This is a genomic window from Bradyrhizobium murdochi (assembly GCF_000472965.1).
GTDB lineage: Bacteria > Pseudomonadota > Alphaproteobacteria > Rhizobiales > Xanthobacteraceae > Bradyrhizobium > Bradyrhizobium murdochi.
In genome coordinates this window covers 116,085-139,370 of sequence record NZ_AXAU01000011.1, presented here as the reverse complement: position 1 = coordinate 139,370, position 23,286 = coordinate 116,085, and the positions used below count along the sequence as shown (strand labels likewise).

20 protein-coding genes and 2 tRNA genes are annotated in these 23,286 nt (G+C 61.0%); 10 read left to right on the top strand and 12 right to left on the bottom strand.

The features are described from left to right. Positions 1–131: 131 nt before the first annotated feature. Positions 132–1,562 carry a DUF1254 domain-containing protein gene (locus tag YUO_RS0121335; protein WP_028349098.1) on the bottom strand — a complete coding sequence of 477 codons (1,431 nt, stop codon included), beginning with the start codon at positions 1,560–1,562 and terminating at the stop codon, positions 132–134. A gap of 250 nt (positions 1,563–1,812) precedes the next feature. Next, on the bottom strand, positions 1,813–2,178 hold the full coding sequence (locus YUO_RS48520; RefSeq protein WP_083754658.1) for a helix-turn-helix domain-containing protein: 366 nt from the start codon (positions 2,176–2,178) through the stop codon (positions 1,813–1,815). A gap of 219 nt (positions 2,179–2,397) precedes the next feature. Here YUO_RS48520 and YUO_RS0121325 point away from each other — a divergent pair, with 219 nt between their 5' ends. Beyond that, positions 2,398–3,414 carry a helix-turn-helix transcriptional regulator gene (locus YUO_RS0121325; protein WP_028349097.1) on the top strand — a complete coding sequence of 339 codons (1,017 nt, stop codon included), beginning with the start codon at positions 2,398–2,400 and terminating at the stop codon, positions 3,412–3,414. Positions 3,415–3,647: 233 nt separating this feature from the next. Here YUO_RS0121325 and YUO_RS0121320 read toward each other — a convergent pair whose 3' ends face one another. Then, positions 3,648–5,285: an alkaline phosphatase family protein gene (locus tag YUO_RS0121320; protein ID WP_035727269.1), complete on the bottom strand. Its 1,638-nt coding sequence runs from the start codon at positions 5,283–5,285 to the stop codon at positions 3,648–3,650. 233 nt (positions 5,286–5,518) lie between these two features. Here YUO_RS0121320 and YUO_RS0121315 point away from each other — a divergent pair, with 233 nt between their 5' ends. Together YUO_RS0121315 and YUO_RS0121310 are read left to right on the top strand one after the other, a co-directional pair. Then, the gene (locus tag YUO_RS0121315) at positions 5,519–5,965 is read left to right on the top strand and encodes a hypothetical protein (protein WP_028349095.1); all 447 of its coding nucleotides are present in this window, start codon (positions 5,519–5,521) and stop codon (positions 5,963–5,965) included. A 32-nt stretch (positions 5,966–5,997) separates the two neighbouring features. Beyond that, complete coding sequence (locus YUO_RS0121310) at positions 5,998–6,369, top strand: hypothetical protein (protein WP_028349094.1); 372 nt, start codon at positions 5,998–6,000, stop codon at positions 6,367–6,369. Positions 6,370–6,444: 75 nt separating this feature from the next. Here YUO_RS0121310 and rlmB read toward each other — a convergent pair whose 3' ends face one another. Next, positions 6,445–7,272 carry a 23S rRNA (guanosine(2251)-2'-O)-methyltransferase RlmB gene (rlmB, locus tag YUO_RS0121305; RefSeq protein ID WP_028349093.1) on the bottom strand — a complete coding sequence of 276 codons (828 nt, stop codon included), beginning with the start codon at positions 7,270–7,272 and terminating at the stop codon, positions 6,445–6,447. A 206-nt stretch (positions 7,273–7,478) separates the two neighbouring features. On the opposite strand from rlmB, the gene YUO_RS0121300 reads away from it, so the two are divergent. Further along, positions 7,479–7,564, top strand: a tRNA-Tyr gene (locus YUO_RS0121300). 271 nt (positions 7,565–7,835) lie between these two features. On the opposite strand, the gene YUO_RS41315 is transcribed toward YUO_RS0121300, so the two are convergent. Continuing rightward, positions 7,836–8,570 (bottom strand): Crp/Fnr family transcriptional regulator, encoded by a 735-nt coding sequence (locus tag YUO_RS41315; RefSeq protein WP_063830312.1) that lies wholly within the window; start codon positions 8,568–8,570, stop codon positions 7,836–7,838. Between the two features lie 234 nt (positions 8,571–8,804). Further along, positions 8,805–9,200 (bottom strand): YciI family protein, encoded by a 396-nt coding sequence (locus YUO_RS0121290; RefSeq protein ID WP_028349092.1) that lies wholly within the window; start codon positions 9,198–9,200, stop codon positions 8,805–8,807. A gap of 385 nt (positions 9,201–9,585) precedes the next feature. Between YUO_RS0121290 and YUO_RS0121285 the strand changes: the two genes are divergently transcribed. Both YUO_RS0121285 and YUO_RS47835 read left to right on the top strand, forming a co-directional pair. Beyond that, positions 9,586–9,659, top strand: a tRNA-Gly gene (locus YUO_RS0121285). Beyond that, positions 9,641–9,895: a DNA methyltransferase gene (locus YUO_RS47835; protein ID WP_156908717.1), complete on the top strand. Its 255-nt coding sequence runs from the start codon at positions 9,641–9,643 to the stop codon at positions 9,893–9,895. Before YUO_RS0121285 ends, YUO_RS47835 begins: the two co-directional genes overlap by 19 nt. Before the next feature lie 183 nt (positions 9,896–10,078). Here the strand turns inward: YUO_RS47835 and YUO_RS0121270 are convergent, their stop codons facing one another. Further along, positions 10,079–11,023 (bottom strand): hypothetical protein, encoded by a 945-nt coding sequence (locus YUO_RS0121270; protein ID WP_156908708.1) that lies wholly within the window; start codon positions 11,021–11,023, stop codon positions 10,079–10,081. A 427-nt stretch (positions 11,024–11,450) separates the two neighbouring features. On the opposite strand from YUO_RS0121270, the gene YUO_RS0121265 reads away from it, so the two are divergent. Next, positions 11,451–11,825, top strand: a complete 375-nt coding sequence (locus tag YUO_RS0121265; protein WP_028349090.1) for a YbaN family protein — start codon at positions 11,451–11,453, stop codon at positions 11,823–11,825. 95 nt (positions 11,826–11,920) lie between these two features. Here the strand turns inward: YUO_RS0121265 and YUO_RS0121260 are convergent, their stop codons facing one another. Both YUO_RS0121260 and YUO_RS41310 read right to left on the bottom strand, forming a co-directional pair. Continuing rightward, positions 11,921–12,232, bottom strand: a complete 312-nt coding sequence (locus tag YUO_RS0121260) for a hypothetical protein (protein ID WP_035727216.1) — start codon at positions 12,230–12,232, stop codon at positions 11,921–11,923. A gap of 1,001 nt (positions 12,233–13,233) precedes the next feature. Then, positions 13,234–14,364 (bottom strand): glycosyltransferase family 4 protein, encoded by a 1,131-nt coding sequence (locus tag YUO_RS41310; protein WP_035727213.1) that lies wholly within the window; start codon positions 14,362–14,364, stop codon positions 13,234–13,236. Positions 14,365–14,942: 578 nt separating this feature from the next. On the opposite strand from YUO_RS41310, the gene YUO_RS41305 reads away from it, so the two are divergent. Both YUO_RS41305 and YUO_RS0121240 read left to right on the top strand, forming a co-directional pair. Beyond that, positions 14,943–17,315 carry an ABC transporter substrate-binding protein gene (locus tag YUO_RS41305; RefSeq protein ID WP_083754657.1) on the top strand — a complete coding sequence of 791 codons (2,373 nt, stop codon included), beginning with the start codon at positions 14,943–14,945 and terminating at the stop codon, positions 17,313–17,315. A gap of 272 nt (positions 17,316–17,587) precedes the next feature. Then, positions 17,588–18,814 (top strand): CaiB/BaiF CoA transferase family protein, encoded by a 1,227-nt coding sequence (locus YUO_RS0121240; protein ID WP_028349088.1) that lies wholly within the window; start codon positions 17,588–17,590, stop codon positions 18,812–18,814. Between the two features lie 67 nt (positions 18,815–18,881). Here the strand turns inward: YUO_RS0121240 and YUO_RS0121235 are convergent, their stop codons facing one another. The 3 genes from YUO_RS0121235 to YUO_RS0121225 form a co-directional block, all read right to left on the bottom strand. Beyond that, the gene (locus YUO_RS0121235) at positions 18,882–19,208 is read right to left on the bottom strand and encodes an antibiotic biosynthesis monooxygenase family protein (protein WP_028349087.1); all 327 of its coding nucleotides are present in this window, start codon (positions 19,206–19,208) and stop codon (positions 18,882–18,884) included. 68 nt (positions 19,209–19,276) lie between these two features. Continuing rightward, a complete protein-coding gene (locus tag YUO_RS0121230) occupies positions 19,277–19,846 on the bottom strand; it encodes a LysR substrate-binding domain-containing protein (RefSeq protein ID WP_156908707.1) in 570 nt (189 codons plus the stop codon). A 166-nt stretch (positions 19,847–20,012) separates the two neighbouring features. Beyond that, the gene (locus YUO_RS0121225; protein ID WP_028349085.1) at positions 20,013–21,269 is read right to left on the bottom strand and encodes a vanadium-dependent haloperoxidase; all 1,257 of its coding nucleotides are present in this window, start codon (positions 21,267–21,269) and stop codon (positions 20,013–20,015) included. Positions 21,270–21,415: 146 nt separating this feature from the next. Here YUO_RS0121225 and YUO_RS0121220 point away from each other — a divergent pair, with 146 nt between their 5' ends. Continuing rightward, on the top strand, positions 21,416–22,990 hold the full coding sequence (locus tag YUO_RS0121220; protein WP_051379557.1) for a winged helix-turn-helix domain-containing tetratricopeptide repeat protein: 1,575 nt from the start codon (positions 21,416–21,418) through the stop codon (positions 22,988–22,990). The last annotated feature ends 296 nt before the right edge of the window (positions 22,991–23,286 follow it).

Sequence of the window (23,286 nt, the reverse complement as noted above, 5' to 3'; positions counted from 1 at the left end):
ATGTTTTGAGCCTATCGCGCAACGATTCGTGCTGCCCGCCTGATCGTGCTGTTCGCGGCGGCACAGCGCAAGCGCCAACGCGCCCAGGCTCATGCCGACCCACCCCACGGGCCGGCATGAGACTCAAATTCTCAGGCGCCGACTTTCCTCGCGGCAGGAACGGTCCATGTGCCGTTGATGATCGACGGGTCCGTTTCCTGCGGCCAATACATGCGCAGCATCAGGATGAAATCTCCTGCAGGCGCGGGAAGCCAGTTTGCTTCCTTGTCCTTCCCCGGGGAGTCCTTCTGAATGTAGAGATCGACCGAGCCGTCCGGGTTTTCCTTCAAATCTTCACGCGCGCTGACCGAGTAGCGGTTGATCGGATTTTTCACAAAGAAGTAGCCGCTGTCGTACATCGTGAGCGACCAAAATCCCTCCACGGGAGGCAGGTGGCCTTTGGGAAACCGCATGACGTACTTGTTTGCGCCATTGTACTTGTGGCCATCTGCATCTTTTTGCGAGGTCGGATAGACCGCATCCTGCGGCCGGTTGGCGCCGAGGCCGATGGCGGTTACGAGGGCCCGCATCAGATAGTCGGTGCCATAGATGCCGGTCTTCGTTGTGAAGGCGAAGCCGTTCTCGTCCTTGATGGCCTTGTTGATCTTGAACTGGAGCATGATCCTGTCGAACGACAGTTCCGGCACGCGCTTCAGGAAGTCCGCCTTAAACTTGCTTTCATCAAAATCCTGCCCGGGAACGATGCCGATGCGCGCAAACTTGGCAAGCTGGGACGCGTCGGCAGCGTATGGCGGGTTAGTCTTCATGAGCTCACACAGCAGCTTGAAGTACGACGCCGCGTCCATGCGGTTCACCTGCTCGCGAACAGCCGTCTTCATGTCGATCGAGGGATCTACTTTTCCTGCAGGCGGTGTGTATGGCTTGCCGTAGGCGCTGAGCGGCACGAGCTTGCACTCGTCCTGCAGCTTATGGACGGCCGCGTAGTCCTCCGGCGTGCCCGTACAATAAATGCGACCGAGCAGCCAGACGATGTTGGTGGGCGACTTGTACTCCTTTACGCCATCCGGCAGCGTGCCTTTCCAGCCAGGTCCGGTGATCGCGTAGGTCTGTGCCCCGGTGCCGGTGGTGCGCTTGCCTGGGACCTGGAACACCGTCGTCCAGCCATCCAGCATCGGCATCAGGAAATAGCGTCCCTTCATGTCGGGGATGCTGAGAACCCACGGTTCTTTCCCGACATCGAAAAAGGAAGTCGTGTAGAGAGTGTCCGCGTTCGGCGCCGTGACATCCCTGAACGAGGCGTCGGGATATTGGCGCAGCTTGATGATGTGGCCCATCGGCCCTCGCGTGCCAACGGGTTCGGCGACGTTGGTGATGATCCGGCGGGTCATCTCCATCGTCACCAACGGATAGCCAAATATGTAGGCGTCGCTCGCGAGCCAGAAATCCTCCAGGCCCTGACCCACTCCAAAAAAAGAATCTTGGGCAAGGGCTGATCGCGTTGCGGCCGCACCTGCCAGCAGTCCCAATCCACCAAATGCGAGGGATCGACGGGTAATATTCATCGTACTTCCTTTCCTGAAACTCAATGAAGGGTAGCGATTTCAGATTTGGGCTCCCTGGAAAGCGGATTGTTTTCTTGTTCGGCGGACCCGCTGGCTTTTCCAAATCGGCCCGCGCACGTTGCGCGCTTTGTCGACAGAAAGGTAACTCCTTGGGAGCTTGGGAATTAATTTCAGCAAGCAGCTTCGCTAAACATTTTGCGCCATTCAGATCGCGCGTCTTGCCATTTCGCGCCAATCCTTCGGAAATAGTTCAACGGTGTGATGGCGCCTGCCGATGCTTACGAGAATGTTGCTGCCGTCTGTAAACAACGGGTTGAACTTTCATCAAACGCACGAAAGTGCGGCTGAAGCTGCTGGCGTTGGTATAACCGAGGAATTTAGCGATATCCGACAGGCGCTGGCTTGAATTCACGAGCAAACGGCAAGCCATGTCCAGGCGAACCTCTGCGAGCATTTCGCTGTGACTTGTGCCCATTCGACCGAGATGGCGCTGCAACGTGCGCACGCTGATCTTGAGTTCGCGAGCCGTACTATCGAGGGTTGCGTCACCATGTCGCAGCGACGCGACAATCGCCGCTCGGACCGCTTGGAGTGAAGGCAAACGGACAGCTCTCATTGGTTGGTGAGGCGTGAAGCCTGTGCTCCCTCCAGGAAAACAGCCGATTCTGTAATGCTAGAGTCGTTTCGGGGATTAATCTGGCCATCCGCTGCCAAAATTCTCGTCAAAAGCAATTAGTCGGCAGCCTCACCCAAACGTGCACGACAAAGACGAAGCAGGAAAATTGGCGGCCTGCTATCTTTGCGATCGCGACAAAGTTCTGGGGGTAAAATAATAATGACCGTCATTCCTTTGACTCGTTGCCAATTCCTCATGCCTTTCGCAGAGATTCACTCCGAGATAGGCGGACCAACTTCCGCGCTTCTGGCCAAATTTCAGCTTCCTACGTGCCTGGAAGAGAAAGCGGATCACTACGTGCCGCTGATGCCGGCCGTTCGCTTCGCGACGGCTGCCCAGGGAAAGCAAGGAATATCAGAGCTTGCTTTTCGGGCGTCTCAGCGTTTGTCTTTCGACCATCTGAGCGATGGTCTGCGCGCCAGAATCCGCCATTCGCCAACTCTATTGGTTGCTCTTCAGCAGGCGTGCAAGTGGGCGCCGATCGAAGATACAAATCTCCATCTATGGCTAGAGCGATGCGGCGAGAGCTTGAAAATCTGTAGCAAGCTACTCGGAACGGAGGGCATTTCACATCTTGAGATGTCCCAATGGCTTCAGAACATATTCGTCATACACATCGTCCGTCAGTTCGCTGGAGCGAACTGGACTCCTGCAGTAATCGCGTTTGAAGCAATCTATACCCCCAGCATTGAAGTTCAGTCGTATTGGCCGAGCACCCGCTTCTTGTCAGGTCAAACGGCCTCATGGATCGAAGTGCCACTGCAGCTCTTGAGCTTTCCAAATCTCGCCGATGCCACCCCGTCGAATGCACCTGAGAACGAGCCGCAGCCGTTCGGGAAGGACGTCGTCAGCGTCCTCAAGTTGAGCCTGCCTTCCTACCTTGATGAAGGTGGTCCTACGATAATTCAGGCGGCAGAGATGATTGGACTGAGTGTCAGGAGTCTACAGAGGAAACTTTCGCTAGCGGGACTTACATACTCGGGCCTGCTTGAGCAGGTGCGCTTCAACAATGCGACAAGACTCCTAAGCGATACTGAGAATAAGATCATCGACGTGGCGTTCTCGTCGGGCTACGCTGACCCTGCCCACTTTACTCGTGCTTTCCGTCGGATCGCCGGATGCACCCCGCGAAAGTTTCGCGATAGATGGAGGCACGCTAACGAGTCCGCGGCCTAGTTCTACTGCGTCATAGCTGCTCAAACCCCTCATCCTGAGGAGCCCGCGAGAAGCGGGCGTCTCGAAGGATGTAGGCCACAGATGGGGCCTCATGATTCTCCCGGCGATGCGAAGCATCGTCCGGAGACGCGCGGAGCCTGTCATCGGGCCGCGCTACGCGCGGACCCGTTGGCGCTCCTCACCATGAGGGGCTTATGACGCAGTAGAACTCGGTCGATAGAGACCGCTCCTTCTCAAGGCTTGATCCCGATCTTCTCCCTGATGGCGCCGAGCTCGGCCTCGTCCCAGATGCCGATCAGCACGCCGTTCTTGACCTGCAGTTGCTGGTTGGCATAGGCGGCTATTTTCGCGTTCGGCGTCGTGACGTGCATCTTTGGATGCAGCGCCCAGTCGAACAGCTCCGACTGCAGCCGCGCCACGATTTCGGCGCAGGCGGGGTCGGCGCCGCGATCGACAAATTCCTGCGGATCGGCTTCGAGGTCGTAGAGCATCGGGCGGAAGCCGGAGGCGTGAATGTATTTCCAGCGCCCGTCGAACACCATGAACAGCCGGCAACGCTCGATCGGCTGGTTCAGCATCACGCGGACGTCCTGCATGGCGTAGTCGTATTCGGAGAACACCACCTTGCGCCAATCGGCAGGCGGCGCGTCGTGCAGCAGCGGCACCAGCGAGCGTCCTTCCAGGATATGATCCGCCGGCGTGGCGCCGAAATAGTCGATGAAGGTCGGCGCCAGGTCGATCGCTTCGACCAGCGCATCGCTGACCGTGCCGCGTGTGGCGTCGGCGGCAGGCGAGGGGTCGATCACGATCAGCGGGATTTTGGCCGATTGCTCGTGAAACAGATCCTTCTCGCCCATCCAGTGATCGCCGAGATAGTCGCCATGATCCGATGTGAATACGATCATGGTGGTGTCGAGCAGGCCGCGGCTCTCAAGGAACTGCATCAACACGCCCATCTGGTCGTCGATCTGCTTGATCAGGCCCATATAGGTCGGGATGACTTTTTCGCGCGCCTCGTTGCGCGACATGTTGCGGGAATAGCGCATGTCCATATAGGCGGCGAACACCGGATGCGCGTTGGCGCGCTCTTCCTGCGAGCGGATCACCGGCTGCACGTCCTGCGGCCCATACATGCTGGCGTAGGGCTCCGGCGCGATATAGGGCCAGTGCGGCTTGATGTAGGACAGATGCAGGCACCATGGCCTTCCGTCGTCCTCGGCTTCCGCGATGAACTCCATCGCGCGCCGCGTCATGTAGGGCGTCTCGGAGTGCTCGTCGGGCACGCGGGCGGCCTTGTCGGCGTGAACCAGTAGCCAGCCGTTCTGCAGGCTACCGTCCTCGGCCGCGCCGGAATTGGCCCAGTGCTCCCACGGATTGGGCGCGTCATAGCCCTGCTGGCGCAGATAATTGTCGTAGGCCGGGCGCGGCCGGCCCGTCGGATGCAGGCCGTCGTCGCGCTCATAAGGCTCGAACCCGCATTCCGACACATGCACGCCGATGATCGAGTCGGCGGGGATGCCGAGGTTCTTCAGTCCCTCGAGGTCCGGCGCCATATGCGTCTTGCCGACCAGCACGTTGCGGACGCCGATCTTCTTTAAGTGATCGCCGAGCGTGGGCTCGCCGACGCGTAGCGGCCAGCCGTTCCAGTGCGAGCCGTGCGAGCGCATGTAGCGGCCGGTATAGAACGACATCCGTGACGGCCCGCAGATCGGCGACTGCACATAGGCGTTGGAGAACAACACGCCGCGTTTGGCCATCGCGTCGATGTTCGGCGTCTTCAGCACAGGGTGGCCGGTGCAGCCGAGATAATCGTAGCGAAGCTGGTCGCACATGATCCAGAGCACGTTCTTTGCAGGCGTTTTGGCTGTCATCTCAGGCATTTCGGCTGGCGTTGGGAGGGGCTGGATGGTGCGATATGTCAGCGCAAATGACAATCGAGCGGGCAGGCCCCCTAGGCGTTAACGTTTGGATAGCGCCATTTCTCGCAATTGAATGACGATCCACGGTTGCGTGTTAGCCTTACCGGCAATTTGGCCGAAGGCCTTAACCCCTGAACCGGCATGTTGGATTAAATTGGGACGTTATAAAAACCGGATCCCAAGCGATGCGCATTGGCGTCACACTGGCACTTTTCATCGCGACGAATTCGACCGCCTTTGCCGGCGGCGGCTTCGAGATCGTGATTCCGGGCCGTCCCGGCGTTCCCGTCATCATTAACGGCGTCGATGCATCCTATGCGATGGTCGAGGGTGACTGGGGTCTCGGCAAAGGCACCCATGTCGAGCCGACCATCTATGGTGGCCGCTATGTCGATCCGGTCCCGCGCGTCGGGCATTATTATCCGAGCGCCGGCCGCATGCCCGGTTACGGGCGCCTGGAAATCGAGCCGCCGGCGAACCGCCGCTTGCCGCAACCGGCCGAGAGCTACCATCAGTCCTGGTCGGCGCAGTCAGCGCCGCTGCCGGCGCAGTCCAACGTGCCCGTCGATCCGCCCGAAATCATCTACGCGCCGCGCGATGACAGGCGATGGCCGCATCACCTTCCACGTTAAGAAGACCAAGCAAATACGAACAGGAGAGAGTAATGCGTCAGATACTTAAAGGATTGATCGCGGCAGTGGCCGTCATGGCTGCAGCACCCGCGATGGCCTGCGGTTACGCCCCGTGCGCAGCGCCGGTCTATGTCGCCCCGGCCGTGACCTACGGCTATGCCGGATGCATCCCCTGCGGCGGCTGGGTCCGCGAGCGTCTGCCCGATCCGGAGCAGCAGTATTATTATATCAACCAGGGTCCGACCTATACCGGTCCGGGCAACTTCGCGCCGTATCCGGTCTACCGCGAGGGCACCATCTCCGGTTACGGCTATGGCTACAACCGCCGCTATTACCACCGCAACGGTTACCGTTACACGGGGCGTTATTACCACGGTCGGCCCGTGCTGCGCCGCTACTACTGATCCAACGGCAGTTCGAAAGCCTCAGCACCCGTTCGCTTCCCGCGAGCGGGCGTCTTCCATTTCATCAGGTCCAATCTATTTCATCAGGCCCAATCGGCTCGCGCCAATATAAAGCGCCAGCACCGCGGCATTCGAGACGTTCAGGCTCTTGATCTCGCCGGGCATGTCGAGCCGGGCCACGGCGCGGCAGGTTTCGCGGGTCAGTTGCCGCAGGCCCTTGCCCTCGGCGCCCAGCACCAGCGCCAGCGGCTGCTGCAAGGGCACGGCGGCGAGGTTCTCGGTCCCCTCGCTGTCGAGGCCGACCGTCAAGAAGCCGCGGTCGTTCAGTTCGGTGAGCGCGCGGGCGAGATTTTGCACGGTGACCAGCGGCACCAGCTCCAGCGCGCCGGAGGCGGATTTCGCCAGCACGCCGGTTGCTTCCGGGCTGTGGCGGGCGGTGGTAACGATCGCTTTCACCGCAAAGGCCGCCGCCGAGCGCATGATGGCGCCGACATTGTGCGGATCGGTGATCTGGTCGAGCACCAGCACGATGCCGTCCTGCGGCAGCGTATCGATATCGAGCGAGGGCAGGGGATCGGCCTCCGCCAACAGCCCCTGATGCACGGCGTCCGGGCCGAGCCGCTGGTCGATCGCGTTCGGCCGGACGATTTCCGGGGCAACGCGGGTATCGATGTTCTCGTCCGCCAGCCGCCGGGCGGCGTTTTCGGTCAGGAACAGCTTGCGGATCCGCCGTTCCGGGTTGGCTAGCGCAGCCGAGACCGTGTGCCAGCCATAGAGAATCGCCGGCCCGTCCGAGCTTGTTTCCCGGTCGCGCCGGCCCGGCGGACGGGCGAATTTCCGCCCTTTTTCGAAGGGTTTGCCGCCGCCGCGGCGGAACGGCGGTTTTCGGTCGCGATCGCTCATGGGGAGCTTGTGTCACGGGGGCCCGAATATGGCAATTTGGCCTGATCGAACCTATTTTTGGTGGTGCGCGTTGGTTGACTTTGCCATCCCGCTTCGCCCATAAACGCGCCGGTCGCAGCCGGTTCGAAACGGGCTTTCGGCCTCAGCGTCATCCTTGGGTCCGGTCCTCCGCCACTCGGGCGGTCGGTTTGGTGACGCTGTCGGACGGGGAAGTGTCCCGAGTGGCAAAGGGAGCTGACTGTAAATCAGCCGCCGTATGGCTTCGAAGGTTCGAGTCCTTCCTTCCCCACCAGCCTTCGCTCGCGAAGCGAGAGAAGGCTGCCACGCCGAAGCCCAACGGGCGCAGGCGGGCTGTGGCCGCGAGCTACGGCTAGGCAAGCCATCCTTCTCCGCCATCCACTTCCACGAATTATTTGCCTTCGCTCGCGAGGCGAGAGAAGGCTGCCACGCCGAAGCCCAACGGGCGTAGGCGGGCTGTGGCCGCGAGCTACGGCTTAGGCAAGCCACACCCCTGACGACTACGGTCCCTGCAGATCAGCCGGCAGCATGCCAAGACTCGAAATTCAAGGAGAGGTGCTCTGACGGGCTGGAAGCGCTGCTCGTTCGATATCATCGAACTCCGCAGCATACAGCTCCCGAACAGTTCGGTGACACTCGCACGCGCGGCGCTGCAGGAGATCCTGGTCCAGGATGCTTAGCTTGCCCCTGCTGTACGAGATCAGGCCCTCTTTTTGCAGGTGGCTGGCAACACCGGTGACGCTGGTTCGCCTCACCCCCATCATCTGCGCCAAAAATTCCTGCGTTACCGGGAGTTCGGTGCCTACCAGATCGCACATCCTGACCAGCCACTTACAGGTCCGCTGTTCAACGTTGTGAACCGCGTTGCAGGCAGCCGTCTGCTGCACCTGTCCGAGGAGGAATTGTTCGTACTTGATGAGCAGCGCGAGCAGGTCAGGAGAAGACAGGGCAACCGCTTTGAGGTGTTCCGCATCCACGACGCTCGCAAGGCCGGATACCTGGACCACCACTTTATGCAGCGACGCCTTACTATCGATCGCTTGTGCAGCCCCGAAAGCACCGTCGTTTCCGATCATGCCGCTTTCGATCGCCCAACCATCTTCCAGTTCAACAACGCACGAAAGTATACCGCCGTGCGGGAAGTACACCTGATTGACGCGCGCGCGGCTCTCCACAACGACCTTGCCGCGTTGCATTTCGACAATGCGAAGATGCGGCCGGAGGTCTTCGAGATCGACAGGGCTTGCTCGGGACAGAATACGATTGGCTGAATGAGGCATCGTATCTCCTTTCCTTTGCAGGCGGGAGCACAACACTCTCAGCCACCGACGCCTACGAGCACTGGCTGTGTCGGTGATGCATCCAATGTGGGGGTCGGTGGCCCCGATAGCGAGTCAATTATTGTCTCGTATTTTGGGGCCTTTGCAGCGCAGTATGCCGTGGCTTCGACGCGCAGTTACAATAGGCTGAGGTTCCAGCTTGAAACCGACGCCGCAAGTTCCTTGCCTGAAGTGTCAGCCCTGACCGGGTTCGCTCGAGGTTTCTGGCAACGCTTCGCCGGGAAGATAAAGCCTGATCGGGCGGATTTCGTAGACGGCGGACGGATTGGCGCGCCGCAGGTCGCGGGCAATCGCGATCGCTTCCTCCTCGTTGGCGCAATTCAACACGTACAGACCCAGCAACTGCTCCTTGGTCTCGGCAAATGGTCCGTCGATGATCATTCCCGCGCCCGGTCCGCGCAAGGTACGGGCTTCCGCCGTGCCGCCAAGCCGCGCCGCCGGCCCGAGCACCTTCTTGGCATTGAGCCGCTCATGCACGGCCAGCAGTTCGCTCATCAGGGCCGCATCCTCCTCCGCCGTCCAGGATGTGACCTCGGCTTCGACATGATAGGCCAGCATGGCGTAGAGCATCGCTTTCTCCTTTATGGCGGGCCGGACTGGCTGCCTTTCGAGGACGTTTAAGAAATAAGACGTTTAAGAAATAAGGCGTTTAAGAAATAAAAAGGCGCGGCGGGAGAACTCCCGTCGCGCCCCAACTGTTGTGCTCGCTGGTCCAGGGCTGAGAGCGCCCCGATGCCAGGCCAAAGACAAGCCTAGCGGGCGATCCCAGCGAGGTGACAGCGCTTGGTATAAGACACTGGATCACCTCCTTTCGTTGTTGATGGAAATCCGAATATAAGTGGCGAATCAGCCCCTGTTAAGGGGTGCGGATCGGTCGAAGGTCCGCACAGGACATGCGTACAGGGGCGGCAGGGCGGTTGAGGCCGCCTGCGCGTCGTGTTAGGTCAACGCCAACGCGGGTGTAGCTCAATGGTAGAGCAGCAGCCTTCCAAGCTGAATACGAGGGTTCGATTCCCTTCACCCGCTCCAGCCTTCGCTCGCAAAGCGAGGGAAGGCTGCCGCGCCGAAGCCCAGCGGGCGAAGGCGGGCTCGATCCATTCAACGGTACAACAGGGCAGGTAGCGATCCAACACGGTCGGCGATATGTCGGGATCGAACTGAACCCGGAATACGTCGCGCTAACACGCACGAGGTTGGATGGTGCCATGAGGGCCAAAGCCGCTGCCGTTATATCGTCGCCGCAGACGGGCCTGTTCGCCGCCTAGATGGTCGTGATGTCATCCTAAGAAGTATGAAAATCCTATTGATCAAATCTGAGCTTGCCGGCCGGCCGAGGACAAGATGCGTCGCATCCTCCAGTCGCACGTCGATGAGGCAAAAACGGAGGATGAGCGGAAGCGGGCGCGGAAGGCGTTGAGGGAGTTCACGCGGGTCGATCGAGGCGCCGGCTAGTAATCGACCTTCGTCTTCTCGGCGATGTCCATGTATGTGCGAAGAACATGGTCCGCGAGCTGTTGTGGCGTAAAATCACGCCCCTTCTCGTCTACACCAACCCACGCATGATAATCTGGTCGCACGAGTTGGTAGGAATAGCGCAACGATTTTAGCTTTATCGCCTTTTCCATCGATCCATAGAAGCCTGGCAAAGGTGGAAATCCCTTAAATACATCAAATAGCAAATGGGCATCTTGAAGGGAGTTCGCGTAGTACGGACGGAAACTGCAAATTGCGTTGCATGGCGACAGCCCGCTGAGTATCCGGAATTCTTGCGACCGCTTTGTTGCTATTCCGATTCCCGAATTGGAAATAGCCTCGCTATGCTGTTCTATGGCGCGCGAGAAATCTTCGTAGGCCTGAATCGCGCTCTTCACGCCGACTTCCGTTGATTGAAACAGTCGTTGCTTCTCTTTGAGATCCCGTGATCTGCGGAGACGATCTGCCCGCTCTGCGACGGTTTCTTCGTGTGGGTTACTGCCTCGCTCCGTAGCTCGCGATTCAATTGCCGCAGCGGCCCCTTCTATGCCCCAGCGCTGGAGTCCTACATAGAGCCGCGTCTTCGGTAGCCAAGGCGGCATTTGCGGGCGATCGACCGTGGGCACAAAGGTCGTGAAGTCCCAGCCATCATCCAGCGACCTATTTTTGATCGCGTCCCTTTCAACGCGAGTCCAAGGTGTCTCGCCCCATTCCGGTCGGAATAGCACCACAACCAAGCGGGCGGTTTTCCCATAAACTTGGCTAAAGCTTTCCTGCCCGTCCGTGCCGGCGATCTCTCGTTGCCTTTCGCTATAGATGAACGTTCTTAGGCGCGGGGATAGAAGGTCGTTTAGTTGCGTAGCCACGCCTTCATCGATAGCGCAAAAACTGAAAGCAACGTCGTATTCAAATTCTTCCATCGTCGTGCCCAAGCATCTAACTTTGCCATAGGATGCTGGTAGACCGCGATGGAAACAACCGTGGATGGCCTTTGTACCCAGATTTCGGGGCCCTCATGGGCGCATAATTCCCGTAACCGGGGTGATTTTTGGTGAATTGCGGTGATAACGGCAACTCGTTATGCTGCTGAAATTGTGCGCCTTTATGCCGTTTGGTGATGTTGGGTGAAATGTAAGGATGTGTTACGGACTTGACTTCCAAGCTGAATACGAGGGTTCGATTCCCTTCACCCGCTCCAGCCTTCGCTCGCAAAGCGAGGGAAGGCTGCCGCGCCGAAGCCCAGCGGGCGAAGGCGGGCTCGTGGCCGCGAGCTACGGCTAGGCAAGCCGTGGCATGAACGGGAAGCGAGCGGTCTTTGTTTGACGGGAAGGACAGGCGGCAGGTCTGATGCGCATCATCTACTTCAGCCTCGGTTGGGTGATGGTTGCGCTCGGCGTGATCGGCCTGGTGATGCCGCTGATGCCGGGGGCGGTTTTCCTGATCGTTGCAGTGGCGTGTTTTGCGCGGTCGTCGCCGCGGTTCGAGACATGGCTGCTGGATCATCCGAAACTTGGCAAACCGCTGCGGGATTGGCGCGCCGCCGGAGCCATTCCCCGGTCGGCCAAGGCCATGGCTTGCGCGGGAATGACGATCGGGTTTCTCGTGTTCTGGTACAGCGTCGAGCCGTCATTGCCGCTTGCCGTAGCTGTGGCGGTCATGTTCCTTGCTTGTGCCGTCTATGTCGTTTCGCGGCCGGCGATGGCCGATGGGAACGGCATCTAGCGCGTTGATACTCAAGGGGGCAGGGTGCTCGCTGCCCGGGTAGCCGGGACGGGGTTCAAACCACGGCAGCGGTCGCTGGCCCTGGCGAGCCGAGCCTAAGTCCCTTGCCTAGTCCGTTCCAGGAAGTCTTCGAGGCCGACCGGTACTTCGTCTAGGTCGGTACAACGCTCGCGGAGTTCGTCAGCGATATCACTCGTCACGTCGCGCGACCATCCTTCGCCGATGTTGAAGGCGACGATGCGCACCGGGTTAACGTACTGGCCCTCAAGCATTTCGCGGATCAGCATGGCCCGCCCGGTACTCTCCTCGCTGGTCTCGCGCCATACCCGTCCAATCCGACCCAGATCGTCGAGCACGAGGTAGACGTCGCGGTCTCCACCTTCCGGCACGATGGACGGCGTACTCATTTTGCGAAACTCGAACCAAATACACTCGATTCAAAGCGCGACTTCCTGAGTCGTTCCTCGATCGATGTGCTTCTGCAACCGGCGGACGGCGTGGGGAGGCTTTTTCGCTGGCTGGGGCGGAGACCGAAGTGCGGTGTTCGCTCTCTTTGCTTTAAGCATATTGAATGGCGCCGGAAGTTGGCGGCGGCAGCCAGCGCCCATGATTGGGAAGTGTTTCGCCGAGGCGAGCGCGCAGTGAGCTCCTGATCTCTTGTAGCGTAGCTCTCCCGCTCGCGGCTTGGCATCAATCAAGCCGTCCATGCTTCATTGATCCGTCCAGCGCGACCAAATCGACAGCCGGTCAGGAAGAGCACCCCCTGCAGATATCCGGGACAACTTCCTCGGCTCGGAACGGCGGGATCACCACGGTGGTTGCCCCGTTGGACCTTATATTCCGACCGGACACCGGCCGCTCCGGCGCTTCCGTCTGCACCGCGGCATTCGCACTGCCAGGCTGCTTCGGCTTTTTCCGCTGCGCACTGGCCGCTTCGATTGCACTGAACAGCATGGCGAATAGGACGAATACTGCGAGTAGACCGCGCACCGTTCTTCCCCAGCGTTAGCGCTTGCGAGGAGAGAGCCTGATGCGCCAGTTCCTGGATACCACCGCGATCCGATCGGCCAGCCGACGGACGATTGCCGTGCTCCAACGCAGCATCGACTGGGCGTGATCTGTCATCTTCATAACCACATCCTCCTGAAAGCAACGTGGACTCCCAAGCGCCTTCTCCATGCGGGATCCGGCGTGCCAGTCCTGCCCAGGCCCTGGCGGCAGGCGATTTAGGGAGGCGCCATGCGACGTCAAGAGGTGCGACGCTCGGACGCGGCGGCGTGCGCGGCGGTGGGTGCGCACCAGCCGAGCATCGTTTGAGACAGCCGCCACGACGGTGGCGCCGGCGTCATGAATGATTGCTCATGACGACCGGCTGCCGGAGCCGGCTCCTTGCTCACCGGCTCCTTGCTCAATTGTCCTTGCGCGCGGACGCCACGGAGGCTTCGGAGCCGTGCGCGTTGGCTGCGGCGGAAAGCGCAGCCATTGCCGAGAGTTCGAGTTGCGGCGCGGCGTGCTTGCGCAGCATCTTCTGATAGATCTTGACGTAATCGGCCGCCATTCGTGTGGCGGAGAAACGCTCCTCGAAGCGGACGCGGATCGCCTTGCGGTCCAGCGCCAGCAATTCCGGAACCGCGCGTACCGCCTCGTCGACGTCGGAGACGATCCGGCCGGTCAGCCCATCCTCGACGATTTCCGGGACCGATCCGCAACGGAACGCCAGCACCGGCGTGCCGCACGCCATCGCCTCGATCATCACCAGGCCAAATGGCTCGGGCCAGTCGATCGGGAACAGCAGCCCGGCGGCCTGGCCGAGAAATTCGCCTTTGGCGTTGTCATTGATCTCGCCGATGAATTCGATCCCGCCGCCGTCGAGCATCGGTGCAATGAAGTCGCGGAAATACGCGTCGTCCGCCTTGTCGACCTTGGCTGCGATCTTGAGCGGACGACCCGCCGCGCGGGCAATTGCGATGGCGCGGTCAGGCCGTTTCTCCGGTGAGATGCGGCCAAGAAAGGCGAGATAGCCGCCGTGCCGGTCGAGGCTGGGCATGTGCAGGCCGACCGGCAGCCCGTGATAGACGGTGTCGACGAAGTTTACGCCTGGGAGCGGCGCCCGCTGGGCGTTCGATATCGAGACCAGCGGCATGTCGGAAAAGCGCCGGTAGAACGGCATATGGTCGGCAAGGTCCTGTCTGCCGTGAAGGGTCGTCAGTGTCCGGCTGCGCTCGCACCGGAACAGCGGGAAATGCAGATAATCGACGTGGAAATGCAGAACATCGAACTCGTCGGCGCGCTCGCGCACCTTGTCGAGCATGATCATGTGGTGGGGCAGGGCATCGCGGACGTCGGGATCGAGGCGCAGGGCGCGGGGCGTGCAGGGAACGAGCTCGGCGGAAGTGATGGAATCCTCGCTCGCAAACAGCGTCACCTGATGCCCCTGCCGGACCAGCTCCTCGGTCAGGTAGGCAACGACCCGCTCGGTCCCGCCGTAGAGCCGCGGCGGCACGCTCTCGAACAGCGGGGCAATTTGCGCAATCCTCATTTGATCTCTCCGTTCGTGTAGCACAGGCCGGTCTTGCCACCGGGAGGGCCCGCGGCTGACCGCCTTATTGTTGATCACGTATTGCCTGCGCTGCCGCACGTGGCCGGCAGCGCGAGCCTATGAACTTGGGAGGGCCCCACTGGTTCCTAGGAAGCTGTCGGGGAGAGTGCGGTCGACGCTCCCCGTGCCCACCAGGCGCGGGGTCGTGCGGCTCGCCGGCAACGAGGCGATAGCCGGTCAGCCCCGCTAGGGTTTGCGTTCGGACGAACCGCGCGCTGCTCCGTCGGTCAAAATTTAATCAAAATTGTCCGTGACAGCGTGTCCGCAAGGTGTGATGCGCCGTAGGCATCTGTGGCTGCACACGGACACGCGCTGATTGCGCGTGTGGTGAGTTAGCGGCAATTCCGTGCATTTCTTGGGCGAAAATACGCGCTCGGTAACCATGCCTTACGGAACGCCTGGACTCGCCACAAAATCAATCGGATTGAGACACAATGTCGGCGAGTAGGGTTGAAACGGTGCCCGCTCGCATCACGCGATTATTATTTTGCAGAGTATGGGCTCACAGGGGGACTGTAATGGGAGCTACGATCGGCATCACTCGCTGGCGTATGGAACAATTGTCCTGGGCTTCGGCCCGCGACGCCATGCGCCGGTTCAACATCATCCCTCGGCGCAACGCGGCAGCGGCGCTGGTGCTGGCCGCGATGGCCGGCTCGATGATGAGCGATCAGGCGTACGCGGCGCCCCCGGGCAGCAATGAAATCCGGATCGGTAACACCGCTCCCTATACCGGTCCGGCTTCCGCCTACGGCGTCATCGCCAAGGTCATCTCGGCCTATCTGGACAAGGTCAACGCCGAGGGTGGCATCAATGGCCGCAAGGTCAATATGATCACCTATGACGACGCCTATGATCCCAACAAGACCATGGAGATGACCCGCAAGCTCGTCGAGGACGACCAGGTTCTCTTCACCTTGGGGACCATCGGCACCAACACCAACGCGGCGATCCAGCCCTATTTGAACTCAAAGAAAGTCCCGCAGCTTTTTGCCTTGTCGGGCGCAGCAGCCTGGGACCAGCCGCGCGAATTTCCCTGGACCATGGGCTTCCTGCCGACCTACACGGCTGAAGCGCAAATCTTTGCGCAGTACATCCTGGAGAACCATCCCCGCAGCCGGATCGCCGTCCTCTATCAGGAGGATGGCATGGGCAAGGAATACCTGAAAGGCCTGAAGGACGGCCTGGGCGGCAAGGTCGCAATCGTGGCCGAGGCTCCCTACAAGGTCAGCGACACCAATATCGATGCGCAGATGGCCAAGCTGAAGGCGTCCAATGCCGACGTCTTCATTGAGTTCACCACGCCTAAATTCGCCATCATGGCGATCCGGCGAAGCGTCGAACTCGGCTGGCGGCCGCACCATTTCGTGGCGTCCATCGCCAATTCGTACTCGGCCGTGATTCAGCCGGCGGGCCCGCAAAATGCGGAAGGCCTGTTGTCGGCGGCATACAGGCTGGAGGGCGAAGACGCGGTGGCGGCCGGTGACGTGGCGTTCCGCGAGTGGAGCGCCTTCATGCAGCGTTATGTCCCGAGCGTGAGCAAGACCAACGGCCAGGCCGTCCTCGGCTATCTCGTCAGCAGGACCCTCGTCGAGGTGCTCAAGAACTGCGGCGACGATCTCTCGCGCGAAAACATCATGAAGCAGGCCCGCGCGATCAAGGGTATCCAGCTTCCCATGATGGTGCAGGGCATCCTGATCAACACCAGCCCATCCGACCATGCGCCGATCGAGCAGATGCGGATGATGCGCTTTACCAATGGCAATTGGCAGCACTTCGGCCCGGTGCGAAGCGGCATCGATCCGGGCGCCGTCTCTGATTCGTTCAAGACGATCTTCAAGTACGGCACCGCCACCAAGCGCGATCTGGCCAACCAGCTCAACGCCAATACCGTGAGCCTGATGACGGGCTCGTTCGGCTCCACCTATGCTCAGGTGGGCGCCGATCTCGCCTCCGTGCTCGACAACGGCACGGCGCTGCGGATCCTGCCGGTCATGGGCCGCGGATCGGTGCAGGCGGTGGCGGACATTCTGCTGCTGCGGGGCGTCGACGCCGGCATCGTGCGCAAGGACACGCTGGCCTATCTTGACCGCAAGGACTTCGCGAAGGACATCCGCAACCAGTTCGTCTACGTGGCCAAGATGTTCAACGAGGAAATGCACGTCCTCGCGCCGCGGACGATCACCAATATGCGGGAACTCGACGGCAAGACCGTGGTGGTCGATTTGCCCGACAGCTCGACCTTCGTGACCGCGATCAACGTGTTCGAGCGGCTCGGGATCAGGCCGCATCTGATCTACCAGGAGCCGCGACTGGCGGTGGACATGCTGCGCAAGGGTGAGGTCGACGCGATCGTCGCGATCGAAGGCAAGCCGTTGCAATGGCTGAACCAGGTCAACGATCGCAACCTGCATCTGGTCCCGGTCGACTACGCCAAGACGCTGCAGGAAGAATATCTGCCTTCCAAGCTTTCTTCGACGGACTACCCTGGCCTTGTGCCGGATGGCGGCTACGTCGAGACGGTTGCGGCAGAGGCGGTGCTGGCGTCGTATAACTGGGCGCCGAACAGCGATCGCTACCGCCGCCTGTCGCTGCTGGTGGATACGATGTTCGACAAGGTCGCGCAGTTGCAGCGTCCGCCGTTCCATCCGAAGTGGAGGGAAATGGCGCCGCGGGCGACGGTGTCCGGCTGGACCCGCTTCAAGGCGGCGCAGGAATGGCTCGACCGCAACATGCCTCCGGGCGCGGCTGTATCGGCAGCATCGGGTGCCGTGCCGGCGCCGGTTGCCGCGCCAGCCGCCGCCGCGTTTTCCCCGCAGGAGCGCGATCCCCTGTACCGCGAATTCCTGGAATGGCGCGCCAGCCGCGCCAAGGCCGGCGCGAACAGGTAATTGCGGAAACCAAGGTTTGATGATGGGAACGGCCCGCCTCGGCGGGCCGTTCTATTTTTGGCAAGGTCCCCCGTTGCCGCCTGGATGCCGTGCGCTCCCTTCGAGGGACTCCAGCCTTGGATCGCTCCGGCTGCATTGCGCATCAGCGGGCGGTGAACGGATGGTGTCATGCCGACAATGCAGGGCTCAGCGTCACAAAATGGTGTATCGGCAAGCATCAAAGCGCCGGACCCGTTCCCGCGCCACCACGCTAAAAATTTCGGAGGAAGTTCATGTCGGCTCTGCCATTATCGGGCATCAAAATTCTCGACCTGACGCGGGTGCTCGCTGGTCCCCTGTCGGCGCAGATGCTCGCCGATCTCGGCGCCGAGGTGATCAAGATCGAACGTCCCGGCGGCGGCGACGATGCGCGCGCCTTCGGCCCGCCTTACCTCAGGGATCCAGAGGGCAAGCAGAACAACAACAACTCGTTCTATCTCTGCGCCAACCGCAATAAGAAATCCCTCACCGTCAATATCGCGGCCCCGGAGGGCCAGGAGATCATTCGCGAGCTCGCCAAGAGCTGCGACGTGATGATGGAGAATTACAAGGTCGGCGATCTCAAGCGCTACAGGCTCGATTACGAATCGATCAAGGCGATCAATCCCGGCATCATATATTGCTCGGTGACCGGCTTCGGCCAGACCGGCCCTTACGCGCCGCGTGCCGGTTACGACGCGATCCTGCAGGCAATGGGCGGCTTGATGAGCGTCACCGGCCACATCGACGGCGAGCCCGGCGCCGGTCCGATGAAGGTCGGCCCCTCGATCGTCGACTACATGACGGGCATGAACGCCTCGATCGGCATTCTGGCCGCGCTCTATCACCGCAAGGTCAATGGCGGGGAGGGGCAGCATGTCGACGTCTGCCTGTTCGATACCGTGATCGCGGCGCTGTCGCATTACGCGCAGATCTTTCTCGTCAACGGCCAGACCCCGCCGCGGCGCGGCACCTGGGGCAATGGCGGCATGCCGGCCGGCGTGTTCCGCTGCACCGATGGCGAATTGATGCTGGTGGTCGGCAATGATGGCCAGTTCCAGCGCACCTGCGCCGTGCTCGGCGCGCCCGAACTCGCGAGCGATCCGCGCTTTGTCAAGAACAACGACCGCGTCGTCCACGGCAAGGAGATCATGGCGATCTTCGCCGGGCTGTTTTTGAAGAAGCCGGTGGCCTATTGGCTGGAGGAGCTGGAGAAGGCCGGCGTCCCCTCGGGTCCGATCAACGATTTCTCGCAGGTGTTCTCCGATCCGCATGTCCGCTCGCGCGGCATGCAGGTCAAGGTCAACCATCCGCTGCAGCCCGACCTGTCGCTGATCCGCAACGCGATCACCTTCTCGGGCACCCCGGTGAAGGACTATCGCGCCCCGCCGCTGCTCGGCGCTGATACCAAGGACGTGCTGGCGACGATCGGCTACGACGAGGCGAAGGTGGAAGCGCTGAAGGAGAAGAAGATCGTCTGATCCGGAAACCGGCGCGAGTCTGCAAGGCCGCGCCGGCTCTCATTCGGCGACACGAAAGAAGCGGGATTCAGCGCAGGCCCTGCCGGTCGACCAGGATACGGTGGATCTGGATGAACTCGGGGAGTTCGATCAAGAATTCAGGATCGCGGTCGAGATGGTGCACCTTGGACGGCTCGCCCTTGGTGAAGGCGGTCATCGACTCGAAGTCGGGCCAATAGGAGATGGTCGTGAACCAGCTCTCGTGTTCGCGATCTTCCCGGAATAGCTGGACGCCGAGGGCGGTTTTCTCCAGCGGCGGAATTCCTTCGGCTTTGATATAGGCTTCATAGCCATCCGCAATTTCGGGCCGCGTTCGGCCGCGCCAGATGCGGGCGATGGTCGGCTGGATTGGCATCGGCATCTCCTTTGCTGGAATATGACAACCCCAAAGCCAGCCCGAGCGTTCCCGGTCGTTCGGATGCACTATCTCCGCTTCGCGCGCGCAATCCGCTTCGGCTGGATGTCCTCCACGACGGGCGCGACCGACTGAGCGAACAGTTTTGCGACCGGACTGAGCGACCGATCCTTCAGTGCGATCAGGCCGATCGCCCCGCGCGTGGTCGGCAGTCGCACATCGACGGCGGTCAATTGTGGGTATTCGTTCGGTGCGGTCAGCATCGCGCGGGGATGGATGCCGAGGAAATTGCCGTTGCCGACCAGCACGCTCAGCGAATAGGTGCACGCCGTGGTGACCGTCGCGCGCGGAAATTCCAGGCCTTGATCTTCAAAGGCACCGCGCATGACTCCCGTGAGAAAGCCCGTAGGCGGTCGAAACACCCACGGCTCGTGGATGAGGTCGGCCAGGGCAACGTTGCGGCGCTTGGCCCATTTGCTGCGCTTGCTGCAGAGCACGACTAACTCGTCGTGAAACAGCGTCTCGACGGCGAGATCGTCATTGCCGACCATCGATGCCAGCCGGCTGATGACAATTTCGACGTCGCGCAACTGCCGCAGCAGTACGTCGGTCGGGCCGACGGTCAGTTCGAAGCTCATGCGCGGGCCGGTGATCAAGGCGTCTGGCTTCAAACCCGAGTAGGCGGTAGCTCCCGTCCAGGTGCTCTCCAGCTCCCTGAAGACCTGCGAATTGCTGCCCTACGACCTTCGGCGATTTGCGCCAGACAACGAGGCCGACTGAACTGCCGGCCTCGGTGTTACTCGATCAGCGTTTCTGCTGGGCATCGGCCACGGCGCCCAGCATCTGCGTGCCAAACGTCAGGTCACCAATCTTCTTTCCCATTTCTTTGCCGGCTTCGGTGGAGAAGCGGTAGTGAAAGCCGGCATAAATGCGCGCACTGGAAACCTCATCGCTATAGTCCTGCAGCCGCGTCCACTTGCGTGTAGCGCCGGCAGCCGTCGGGCTCGTCAGCGTGATCTCGCCGATTTCGTTGCCCACCACATGCTGCAGCACCGTCGAGATGGCGCTGGCGACGATGCAATGCGCGCAGGGATATTCCGGGTGCATCGGCGTCACGCCCAACGGCTGCCAGGATGCCTCGCGCGGGGTCGCGGAATTGGACGTGAGGTCGGCGTTGCGGATGGCTGTCACAGGACGCCAGAGATTGTAGGCATATTTCGCATCGAATACGGCGATGAAGGCATCAGCGCCGGCCATCGATGTCAGCGCATACAGGCGGGCGCAATCGACCAGGTCCATCTTCCGGATCGAGGCGACCTGGCGGACAATCGCATTGTAGGTTCTGGGCCCCGTGAAGAACCAGAAGCGGGCGATCGCCGTCTGCTCGGCCGAGCGCTTCGCGCTGGCATTGCTGCCGATCTCGCGGATTTCGTTCAAATCCCTGGTCCAGGTTTCGGATGTCAGCGCGGGAGGTGGGCCGGCGCGAAATTGCGACGCGCTAACCATCACGAAGGGCTTGATCTTCGAACTCTTGGACTCGATCGGTATCGTGGTCGGCACATAGACGCCGGCTGTGGTGGCGGGCCGGTAATCTTCCGGTGTATTGCTACCGTCATTGGCGCGCAAGGCGATGATCCCGGCGGCAGCCTTTTTGCCGAGCTCGACGCCCTTCGACTTCGCCTCGTCCTCAGCCATCCCGGCGAGGGAGCCGGCAAGCGCAGCATCGAGATCGGCCTTCTTGTCGGGATGGAGCGCCAGCAGTACGTCATACGCCGCAGCGGCCGCGGCGGCTTTCCTTGACGCGGCGCGGTCCGCGGGGAGGTTGAGCTTGTAAGACGCATAGCGCCTGTCGATGGCGTTGACCGCCTCGAACATCGCAACGTGAAGCATTGCCTGTCCGCGGGCATTCGGGGCATTTGCCATCTGCTTTTCGACCGCGATCGCGTCGGCCTTGGCGTTCCAGTCCATGATGACGTCGCCGCGGGCGGCGGTGGCAAACAGTGCGACCGCGAGGGTGCTGCCGATCTGAATGGCCGGTGAGAACCCTGATGTTGGCTTCATTGGAACTTCTCCATGCGTGTCGCCCCGAAAGAGGGCTTGCCCGAAGGTCCCACATTCGGGAGCGTGGCAGCCGTGAAGAACCAGTGAAATTGTGATGAAATGCGCTAGATTGTCCGCGGACGCCGGATAGGCCGCGTATTACAAAGATGTCGGAATTCAAGAGCTACCGATTTGGCCCGTTCCTGGTCGACCGTCGATCGGCATGTTTGCGCCGCGAGGGCGTCAACGTGCCGCTGCGGCCGAAGTCTTTCGATGTGCTGGTGTATCTCACGCAGCATCCCGGCCGGCTCGTTCCGAAAGCAGAATTGATCGACAACGTCTGGCAGAACCTCAACGTCACGCCGAATTCGTTGGTTCAGTGCATCAAGGAGATCCGGCAGGCCCTGCAAGACGACGCTCAGGCGATCATCGAAACCGTTTCAAAACGAGGTTATCTGTTTGCTTCGCCGGTAACAGCTATCTACGGCGACGAGCTTTCTTCGAGCGCACGCGCCGCGACGATGGATGCCGATGAACACCGCGCGCTGCCTTTGCCCGATCGTCCCTCCATTGCGGTGCTGCCATTCGACAATATGAGCGGCGATCCGGACCAGGATTATTTCGCTGACGGCATATCCGAGGACTTGATCACGGGCCTGTCCCGCGTCCGCTGGCTGTTCGTCATCGCGCGCAATTCGACGTTTGTTTACAAGGGCCGCGCCGTCGACGTCAGGCAAGTCGCGAGCCAACTCGGTGTCCGCTATGTGCTCGAAGGCAGTGTGCGCCGCGCCGGCCAGCGGCTGCGTGTCAGCGCGCAACTGATTGACGCGGTCACCGGCGGCCATCACTGGGCGGAACAATACGACCGCGAACTGGGCGACATCTTTGCGATACAGGATGAGATCACGAGCAGCGTCGTTGCCTCGATCCAGCCGCGCCTGTTGGCAGCAGAGGGCGTTCGCGCGTTTTCGCGCTCGTCAGGCGATCTCGGCGCCTGGGAGTTGGTGGCGCGCGCGCAAACGCATGTCTGGCGCCTGACCCGGTCGGACAACGAAGCCGCCATCGAAGCACTCAATCGCGCCGCCGAAGCCTATCCGGATTACGCCCCGGCCCGAAGCCTGCTTGGCTTCTGCCTGGTGTTTGCCGCGCACAATGGTTGGATCGAGCGTGATCAGGGTTTGCAGGCTGCCCGTCCACACATCATTAGGGCGATTGCGCTCGATGATTGCGATCCGTGGGCACAGATAGCGCTCGGCTATTGGTCGATGATGGAGCGGCGCACCGAGCAATCGATCGCGGCATTCCGGCGTGCCGTCAACCTCAATCCGAGTTCGGCGGCAGCGCATTGTTATCTCAGTCATGGGCTGGCGTTCTCGGGGCAGTGTTGCGAAGCGATTGCTCACGGCAGCGAAGCCATCCGCCTTAGCCCGTTGGATCCCGATACCGCGATGTTTCTCGGAGGCATTACCGTAGCCAACTATCTCGCGGGCCGATATCCGGAAGCCTTCGAAACCTCGGAGCAGCTATTGCGGCTGCGCCCGGGCTTTCACGGCGCCCAACGCCTGCGTTGCGCGAGCCTGGCCCAGATGGGGAGAATAGAGGAGGCCAAACAATCTCTCGCCGACGTGCGCCTCGAGCAACCCCAACTCTCGATCGAATGGATCAAATCGAGCGTGCCTTATCAGAGGCCGGAACTGATGGAGCGCTTCCTGGAGGGAATGCGCAAGGCCGGGCTGACATGAAATTGAGGTAGCGAATGGCAGGCATTCAGGCGCGGATATTGAAACGCTTGTTTTTTTCTTCTGCGCCCGTCGGGCAAATCACTTCTGATTTTCAGAAATCATGTCAAGCCCAGGAATCAAAAATATTCCGCTTAACTTCTCAGGCAAATCACCGGCATAACTCCGCCCGTCTCACGGCAGATGAGGGGCGTTGGCCATCGTCACGAACGTGCGGTGAGATGCGATGGACGCGGAATGCGCAAGACGTAGGCGCAGGAAGCGTACGGCGAAGTCGTGTGGTTCGGGCGCCGCGGTGC